This window comes from Pseudomonadota bacterium (assembly GCA_039033415.1).
Classification (GTDB): domain Bacteria; phylum Pseudomonadota; class Gammaproteobacteria; order Xanthomonadales; family SZUA-38; genus JANQOZ01.
Genome location: JBCCCR010000003.1, coordinates 290,022 through 298,698, shown reverse-complemented (window position 1 = coordinate 298,698; position 8,677 = coordinate 290,022). Strand labels below are relative to the sequence as shown.

6 protein-coding genes and 1 tRNA gene are annotated in these 8,677 nt (G+C 61.5%); 4 read left to right on the top strand and 3 right to left on the bottom strand.

From position 1 onward, the window contains the following. Window positions 1-183 precede the first annotated feature (183 nt). Together AAF358_04045 and AAF358_04040 are read left to right on the top strand one after the other, a co-directional pair. Complete coding sequence (locus AAF358_04045) at window positions 184-957, top strand: AMP nucleosidase (protein ID MEM7704697.1); 774 nt, start codon at window positions 184-186, stop codon at window positions 955-957. A gap of 107 nt (window positions 958-1,064) precedes the next feature. After that, window positions 1,065-2,366, top strand: coding sequence for a PP2C family protein-serine/threonine phosphatase (locus AAF358_04040; protein ID MEM7704696.1), 1,302 nt, complete (start codon window positions 1,065-1,067; stop codon window positions 2,364-2,366). Here AAF358_04040 and AAF358_04035 read toward each other — a convergent pair. Continuing rightward, the gene (locus tag AAF358_04035; GenBank protein ID MEM7704695.1) at window positions 2,356-4,455 is read right to left on the bottom strand and encodes a hypothetical protein; all 2,100 of its coding nucleotides are present in this window, start codon (window positions 4,453-4,455) and stop codon (window positions 2,356-2,358) included. The genes AAF358_04040 and AAF358_04035 overlap by 11 nt on opposite strands. A gap of 275 nt (window positions 4,456-4,730) precedes the next feature. Between AAF358_04035 and AAF358_04030 the strand changes: the two genes are divergently transcribed. Then, window positions 4,731-6,014 carry a hypothetical protein gene (locus tag AAF358_04030; GenBank protein MEM7704694.1) on the top strand — a complete coding sequence of 428 codons (1,284 nt, stop codon included), beginning with the start codon at window positions 4,731-4,733 and terminating at the stop codon, window positions 6,012-6,014. A 152-nt stretch (window positions 6,015-6,166) separates the two neighbouring features. Continuing rightward, a tRNA-Gly gene (locus AAF358_04025) sits at window positions 6,167-6,240 on the top strand. A 156-nt stretch (window positions 6,241-6,396) separates the two neighbouring features. Here the strand turns inward: AAF358_04025 and AAF358_04020 are convergent. Then, window positions 6,397-8,082 (bottom strand): SulP family inorganic anion transporter, encoded by a 1,686-nt coding sequence (locus tag AAF358_04020; GenBank protein ID MEM7704693.1) that lies wholly within the window; start codon window positions 8,080-8,082, stop codon window positions 6,397-6,399. Window positions 8,083-8,233: 151 nt separating this feature from the next. Then, window positions 8,234-8,593, bottom strand: coding sequence for a metalloregulator ArsR/SmtB family transcription factor (locus AAF358_04015; protein MEM7704692.1), 360 nt, complete (start codon window positions 8,591-8,593; stop codon window positions 8,234-8,236). Between the last annotated feature and the right edge of the window lie 84 nt (window positions 8,594-8,677).

Here is an 8,677-nt window from a genome sequence, read left to right as displayed (position 1 = left end):
GGAGCGGCGTTGCGAGCCTTGGCCAGGGAACCACCCTGGCCGGCGGCTCGCGCCTAACTCCAGGGCCTTGTGGACACGCGCTGAAATGCAACGAACTCTCCAAACAGGACACCGGCTATTGTAACGCCGCCGCCGTAGGCTGAAAGCTCTGCGTTACAATACGCCAGAATTTTGGAACGACCTGTGCTTAATAAACTCGACATAACCCGCAACTGGCTCCCTCGCTACACCTCCATGCCGTTGGAAAAGTTTGGCGACTGGGTGCTGCTGACCAACTTCTCCAACTACGTCACCACCTTCTGCGAGCGCTTCAGCTGCGAGCTCTATGGCGAAGGGCGACCGATGCAGGCCGCAACCAACGCTGACGGCCTGACGATCATCAACTTCGGCATGGGGTCGCCGAATGCGGCGACCATGATGGATCTGCTGACGGCGGTCCATCCGAAGGGGGTGCTGTTTCTAGGAAAATGCGGCGGGCTTAAGAAGTCCACGGAAATCGGCCACTTCATCCTGCCCATCGCAGCCATCCGCGGCGAGGGTACGAGCGATGACTACCTCGACCCGATGGTGCCCGCGCTGCCGTCGTTCAAACTCCACAAGTTTGTATCGGAGAAGCTGCGGGCTCACGGCCTGGACTATCGAACGGGCGTGATCTACACCACCAACCGGCGCGTATGGGAGCACGACGATGGATTCCACGAGCGGCTGCGGCAGATGACCTGTATCGGCATCGACATGGAGACGGCCACCCTGTTTATTGTCGGCCACAAAAACGAAATCTCCCGCGGCGCGCTGCTGCTGGTGTCGGACGTCCCAACCACGCCGGACGGCGTGAAGACCGAAGAGTCAGACCGTGCGGTGACCCAGAACTGGGTGGACATGCATCTGAACCTCGGCATCGAGTCGATGACGGACATCGGCAAAACCGGCGAGAAGATCAAGCACTTTCAGTACTGACGCCGTAGTTCTTTGCGCTAGTCACGTTCGAACACACTGATCTGTCGAGTTATTGAAGGACTCGACTGCGCGCGTTAACGTGCAGCGACGGGCTGGAGGTTCCGCCGATGCACATCAGATCCCTGGAAGACACCCCCTCGCTGAGCCTGGTGCTGGACATGCAGCGCGCGATGAGTCAGGCGCAAAACGAAGGGGAGTTGGTCTACGGATTCAGCCAGCGCTTTCACGAGATTGCCGGCGTCAGCGAGATTCTGGACCTCGCCGTTGTGCCCGGTGACCATCGCGCCTTTCGGGTCATGGACCGCATGGATCTCGCGAAGGGTTGCGATTCGCCGCTCAGCATTCGGTCAAACTGTCGCTGGGATGAACCCCCGGACTCTGTCCCTGTGACCCGCGGCGGACTGATCGGAAAACTCATCGAAAGCGGGCAGCCGAAGATCGGTCTTTGCCTTGACCCAACTCAGGATCCCACCCTCGCGGATTGGGTCGATGGCCCCCGAGACGCGTTGGCGGTCCCGGTCTATCTGCAGGGAGAGATCAACGAGTGGCTGGTTCTGCTTCGTGAGCCTGGCCTTCCGCTGGACGCGATGCAGCTGCGGGTCATCATCTCGGTACTCAACATGCTGTCGCGCAGCGTTTACCAGCTCAAGCTGACTCGCCAGGTCTCCGAGCTCCGGGACCGCCTGGAGGTCAAGCTGGATGAGATTGCCGGCGCCCAGCAGGCGATCTTGCCGGATCAGCTGCCAAAGCACCCCGCGCTGGACGTGGCCATTCACTATCGGCCCTCAGACTACGCCGGGGGCGACTACTACGACTTTCGAACATTCTCGGACGGATCCCTGGGTTTTGTGATCGCCGACGTAGCGGGCCACGGCCCGGGTGCTGCGGTCGTGATGGCGATGCTGCGCACCGCGATGATGATCTTTCGGGGTATGGATCTCCCGACGGTCGACGTCGTGGAAAAGGTGAATCGCCTGTTTGTTGAAAGCCTCGGGCGGGGCACATTTGTCACCGTCTTTTTTCTGCGCATCTATCCGGAAACGGGACGGGTCATGTACGTCAATGCCGGTCACAGTCCGGCGCTGTTGCTGCGAGGAAACGGCTGCGTGTCGCGTCTGGATTCGGCTGGCGGGCCGCCGCTTGGGATCATCCCCGACGTCGCAGTTGTCGGCGGGGAAGCGCAGCTTGCGGAAGGTGAGGCCGCGGTGCTTTACACCGATGGCCTGACCGAGTGTCGAAGCCTGAGCAACGAGCAGTTCGGCGAGCGCCGCCTCGTGGCGGCGCTTGGCCCCGTTGAGGGGAGCGCGCAAGAGCTGGTCGACAAAGTGCGAAAAGCGGTTGATGACCACAGTCGCGACTGCCCAAATTCGGACGACCAGTGCCTGGTGGTCGTTCGCCTTAAGGGCTGACTGCCTCGAAGCCGCTCCTAAAGATCACGGGACCTGGCACCTCGAAGTCCAGGCGGGCGCGAGATCCCGGGCGAATGCGGGGTCGGATGAACCCGTCGTCGTCTTCGTAGTCCGGTTCGATGCAGTTTGGCGAGCACGCGACACCCGCAAGGACGTCGATCACTGCCGGCTGGGTGATGCCTCGCGGGTCAAAGGTCGTCAGCTCTCGGATGTCGTAATCTGCGCAGAGCCGATAAAACCCCGATGAATCGGTGATCACGGTGTTGTTGATATCGGAAAATAGCCAGAGGAAGGGCGCCGAGTCTCCCGAAATTGCCGTGTTGACGTTACCTTCCAGCAGCACACACTGCTGGTGTCCCACGCCAGCGACCCAGACGTCGTAATCGCGGGTTCCGCTAGCAGACCCCGGCTGGCACTCAAACACCCGCGGGAACAGAATCTGGTTCTCCTGCAGGCCGCCGGGCGGGAAAACGTTCAGCTCGGTTCCCGGGCTATCGAAGTTGCTGCAGCCAGCGCTGTCCAGTTCGTTGCCGGAGGCGTCCTCCAGCACCAGGCCAAGACTGAGCGTGGTGTCCCGAGGCTGTACGCGAATGGTGTAGCTGCTGGCAGCGTTGTAGAGAAACTGCACGTAGTCCAGGTCCGTGGCAGTGTGCAGGTTGTGTCGCTGGGGATATTCGTCCACGTCAAACTGCATCCCAACCTGGATATCGCTGGCCTGCTCTCGCGTGTCGTCCACCTCAAACTGATCCGGCAGGAGGCCCAGCGACGGGTCGTCGAACACCCGCGTACTCTGCGCAGATCCCGGGCCGCTGATGCCTGGGGAACAGTTCCTCAGCCCAAAATCTTCGCCGGGCGCGCCGGCCACCGCCAGGCCTGCCTCGAACGCGACAGCCTGTCCAAACAAGCGGTCAGCAGCCCCGCCGTCTTCCGTGAACTTAACTATCCGAAACCAGTCGTTGTTGTAGAACTGGAACAGGTAGGCGGAGCCCGCAAAGTCTCCCCAGACGTCGTCCGTAGCGGCGCCGACAAGCGCGTAGTCGCCCCAAAGGCTCACCGAGCTGCCCAGCTGATCGGTGCACTCTCCAAACACGGGAACCTCAGTGGTGTCGTCGACGGCCAGCTGAGTGAAAGCGATCACCCAGCTGGCGCCGTCGAAATCGAAGATCTCTGCCGCTCCGGAGCGCCGGTTGGAGCCGGGCACACCGACGAGCGTCCGATCGTTGAATAAGCTAACGGCTGTGCCAAAGCGGTCCTCCTCCTCCAGGAACCCGGGAGCCAGACGCTGAGTCTCGGTCCAACTGCCGCCGCTGAGGTCAAACACGTAGGCGGCTCCCTGCGCATTGTCTTCTTCCGGCGCCCCGGCGACGACGCGATCCAGTCCCAGGCTGACCGACGCGCCGAAAAAGCTCGGTGTGGTGCTGCCCTTCGTGGGTCCTGCCTGGTTGATGGTGCCCGCTGAGGGAGTCAGTTTGGTGCTGAACGTCCACTGGCTGTTCACCAAATCGAAGACGTAGGCTGCTCCGTTACTGCTGTTGTGACGCGGCGCCCCCGCCACAATCCGGTCCGCCCTCACATCAACCGCCTCGCCAAAGCCATCCTCGGCCGCCAGATCGGGGCCCGTAACTACGTCCGTGAAGTTCCAGGTGGAACCATCGAAGTCGAAGACGTAGATGGCCCCGGCATTGCTGGCAGCGTCGTCTCGCCCGGGCGCACCAATGGCGGCCCGCGCGCCGTCGAGCGCCACGGCGCGGCCGAACCCGTCCGCCGCAACGCCAGCTGGCGCCACCAGTTTGGCGATCTGTGTCCACCCGGCTTCGTTGAGCTCAAACAGGTACGCTGCGCCGCTGCCGCCGGCGCTGCCCGGTGCGCCAACCAGTGACCGCGTGCCGGACAGGCTGATGGCCGTACCGAAACGATCCCCTGGGCTTGCGTCGCTGGCGGTCAGCTCCCGAGGCCCGTCTAAACCTTTTGCCGCCGTCGGATCCGATTTCGGACCGCCATTCGCGGATCCCCAACCGGCGATGACCAGGGTGACTGCAATGATCCAAACGGCGCCTGCTTGCTTCAGATCGATCGAGTTTTTCTGCATCAGCTTTGGCCCGGCAACTTGAGTGTTAAGGTTAGTCCCAAACGAGGTCGCCGCCTAGCGAGTTTCAGGGCGTGCGCTCACCGTCCGGACCGCTGGCCAGATCGTCACGCTAGGCATGTCGGCTTTTCTCCCGCCAGACCGAGAGTTTGGGCGCGTCGTAGTTAGCAAAAGTTGCTGTTTTTGGTTGCTGGCATGCGGCATGCTCCCGGGGCCGGTATGTTGCTCATATCACGACTGCCCGGTCCCCCATTGTGTCTTATCGATCCGTATTTTTGATGCTTTTTACCTGCATTGTGGCGACGCTGGCGCCCGTGCAGTCTCAGGATTTTGAAATCTACGTTAGTGATGCCGGCGGCCTCAGCAGTCCGCCCTGGCAGATCCTCAAGTTTGATCAGAACGGTGGAAGCCCGGAGCTGTTCACCGACGAGAACCTTGCGTGGCCCCAGGACATGTTGTTTCTGGAGGACCAGGGTGTGGTGCTGATCTCCAATCTCAACAGCAACCAGATCAACCGGCACAACGCTGAAACGGGCGCCTTTATCGATTCGTTTGCGACCGACGCCAGCGGCCCGACCCGAATGAGAATCGGACTAGACGGGCTCCTCTACGTGTTGCAGTGGACCGGCTCTGGTCGGGTAAAGCGCTATCAGCTCGACGGTACGCCAGCGCCAGACTTCACCACCACAGGCGTTTCGCAGAGCATCGGCTTGGATTGGGACGATGACAACAACCTGGTAGTTGCCTCGTTCGACCAAGCCATCGTGCGCCAGTTCAGCAGCCAGGGTGCGGACCTCGGCGAGCTGATCAACACCACGCTGCAGGGACCCACCAACGTGTGGTTTGAGGATAGTGGGGATCTGCTGGTGCTTGATTGGCAGGGCGGCGCCATCCGCCGGTTCGACGCCAGCGGCTCGTTTCTCAGCAACTTTGCCACCGGCCTTAGCCAGCCTGAGGGTATCGCCCAGCTGCCGGGCGGCGACCTGTTGATCGGAAACGGCGGCACGTCGTCGGTGCGGCGGTATACCTCGGAAGGAACGCTGATTGGCGATTTTATCGCCTCGGGCACCAACGGGCTCATCCAGCCTAACGCGGTGGTGATCCGCCCGCTGGGCAGTCCGTTTGCGATCAACGCCGGCCTCAACGACGCGTGGTTCGATCCGGCCACCAGCGGCCAGGGGTTCCTGATCAGCGTTTTTCCAGATCTCGGGCAGATGTTTGTGGCGTGGTTCACGTTCGATAGCGAGACGCAGCCCGGCAACACCGCCACCCTGGGCGGCCCTCAGCAGCGCTGGCTGACGGCTCAAGGCCCTTACGACAGCAACACGGCAACGCTGACAGTCTTCTCCAGCACCGGCGGTGTCTTTGACAGCCCCGAGCCTGCGCCTGAAACCGACGGCGCGGGCGAGGGCACCCTCACCGCTACGTTTTCCGGCTGCGCCGCCGGCACCATGACCTACAACCTGACGCGGCTGGGTCTAACGGGAGACATCCCAATCCAGCGTGTTACCAACGATAACGTGGCGCTCTGCGAATCGCTTGCCCAGCCCGCCCGCCGCTGACAATGGTCAGCGGTGCAGCGCGCCGCGGGAAGCGCTCCCGGCCCAGCGAAGCGGTTTGACGAGCGATCGGTTCAGTCGCGCGGTGCGGAACGTCGCGCTGCTGACCGCTAGTCAATTCGGCGCTATAGTTGGCGTTCGCCGGAACGCGCCTCGCGGGTGTAGTTCAATGGTAGAACCTCAGCTTCCCAAGCTGATGACGTGGGTTCGATTCCCATCACCCGCTCCACTCTCTCAAAGCTTTCACTTGTCACCATCCGATGATGCCTCGTCGTGTGATTCGAGTTCTGATTGTTGTGCTCGCTGAGTGTCGACGTGACTTGCTTGGTCAAAAAAAGGCCAGGCGCGATGCGCCTGGCCTTGTACGCCGGATTCTGCGGCAGCGTCAGGTTTGACCAGCGGTGGCCAGCTTGGCATCCGGACCGCCGCCCGCGGCACCCGTCACTTCAGCCAGCGCGGCCTTGAGAGCCTCCAGGCGGGTGGCATGGGTCGTGTCACCCGGGATGCAGTGGTCAGCGTTCAGGCCGGTTATGACCCGCTTCACCTCGTCACTCATGCCCGTCACGTAGAGCGTTTTATGAGCCACTTTGGCGTCGCAGGCGATGGTCTCGACCGCTCTGGCTGCTGAGACGTCCATGAAGGGCACCCTCGAGAAATCCAGCACGATCGCGGCCGAGTGTTCGCGAACCCGCTCGCGGACCGTGTGACCGACGTCAGCTGCTGCGCCGAAGCTCAACGGGCCGCCGAAGTCGAACAGGGTGATCTTGCCTTTTGCCTGATCCAGGATTTCCTGTTCCTCCTGGGTGGTGATGTCGCCGGCGGTGCTCTTGAACGACTCGAGCTGCTTGTCGGCCATCCGCTTAACGAACGCCAGTGCGGCGAGGATCACGCCGACGGCCACGGCGGTGATCAGGTCGACGAACACCGTCAGGCCCAGCACCATCACCATCAGCGCCAGATCCCAGCGTGGCCCTTGGTGCGCGCGCTTGAGGTAGCTGACGTCGACGATGTCGTAGCCCACCTTGATCAGGATGCCGGCCAGTACGGCGTGCGGGATTTGTGAGGCCAGCGGGGACAGGCTGAGCACAACCGCCAGCAGGATCAGCGAGTGCAGCATGCCGGAAATTCGCGTTAGACCACCGGTGCGGATGTTCACCACGGTCCGCATGGTCGCCCCGGCGCCCGGAATGGCGCCAAACAGGCCAGCGATCGTGTTGCCCACCCCTTGACCCACCAGCTCCAGGTCGGAATTGTGTCGGGTTCGGGTCATGTTGTCTGCGACCAGGGAGGTCAGCAGGCTGTCGATGGCCCCCAGCAGCGCCAGGATGAAGGCTGCTTCCAGCACAATCAGGAAGGTGTCCTGGGTGAAAGACGGAATGATGAAAGACGGCAGACCCGTGGGGATGTCGCCCAGGATCGGAGCGCCCTTGAGCACCAGGCTCAGCAGCGTGCCGATGATCAAAGCGGCCAGCGCGCCGGGAATAAATTTATTCAGCGTTTTAGGCCAGAAGAAAATCACTCCGAGCGTCACCAGACCGATAATCAACGCGCTGTAGTTTGGATCCATGACGGCCCCGGGGATCGCGATGAGCGCCGGCACGGTGCCGCCACCTTCCGGCTCGTGGCCAAACAGCCGGGAAAGCTGCAGCGCAATAATGATGCAGCCGATGCCGCTCATAAAGCCGGAAACCACCGGGTAGGGCACCAGCCGAATGTACTGGCCCAGGCGCATCACGCCGAACGCAATCTGCAGGAGGCCTGCCAGCACCACCGCGGCAAAGACCAGCGCGGGGTTGCCGGCCAGCGAGGCAAACACGCCGGCGAAGACTACGACCATCGGACCGGTTGGTCCTGAGACGTTTGAGCCGGTGCCGCCGAACAGGGAGGCAAAGAAGCCGACAATAATGGCGCCCCACAGGCCGGCAATGGGGCCGGCCCCGGACGCCTCGCCGAAGGCAAGGGCGAGCGGCAGCGCAACAATTCCAGCGGTAATACCGCCGAAAACGTCGCCCCTCATATTGCTGAAGTCAAACCAGGGTGTACGCCCGGATGATTGTGTGTTGGTAGTCATTAGGTTCTTACTCCCCAAGCCTGGCAGGCGGCGCCGGGAAATAGCGCCTCCTGCTTCTCGAGAAATACTTCGCTCTGAAACCTGACTACGCCAGCTGCAAACTTAGGCATGATTCTCCTCAACCTTACAATTTTTTTGTTTTGGTTAGCCGTTACTTCTGTACGGGAACAGCGCCCCACAACTTGCGGGCGGATTTGATTTCTGCGGCAGATATCGCCGACATGCGACCTTCGACAAAGGCCAAACCGTTGACGATCCAGTCAGCAATTTCTGGCTGGACCAGGTGGTAATAGTGGTGCCGTCCCTCGCGTCGTTCATCGACGATGCGGTGGGCTTTCATCAGGCTCAGATGCTGGGAAATCCGGGTAGAGGTGAGTTCCAGCGCCGCCGCGATGGTGTTGACATCTTTCTCATCGCCCCGCAGCTCTTCAATGATCCGCACGCGATCAGGGTGAGAGATGGTTTTGAGTATCTGAGACAGCTCTTTGGCGATAATCGCGCGGCTCGGCAAGACTTAAAACCTTAATATATTCAAACTTGCGAAGATATTAGCGTGACGAGATATTCGTGTCATGAGAATTCGTCGTTCTCATCA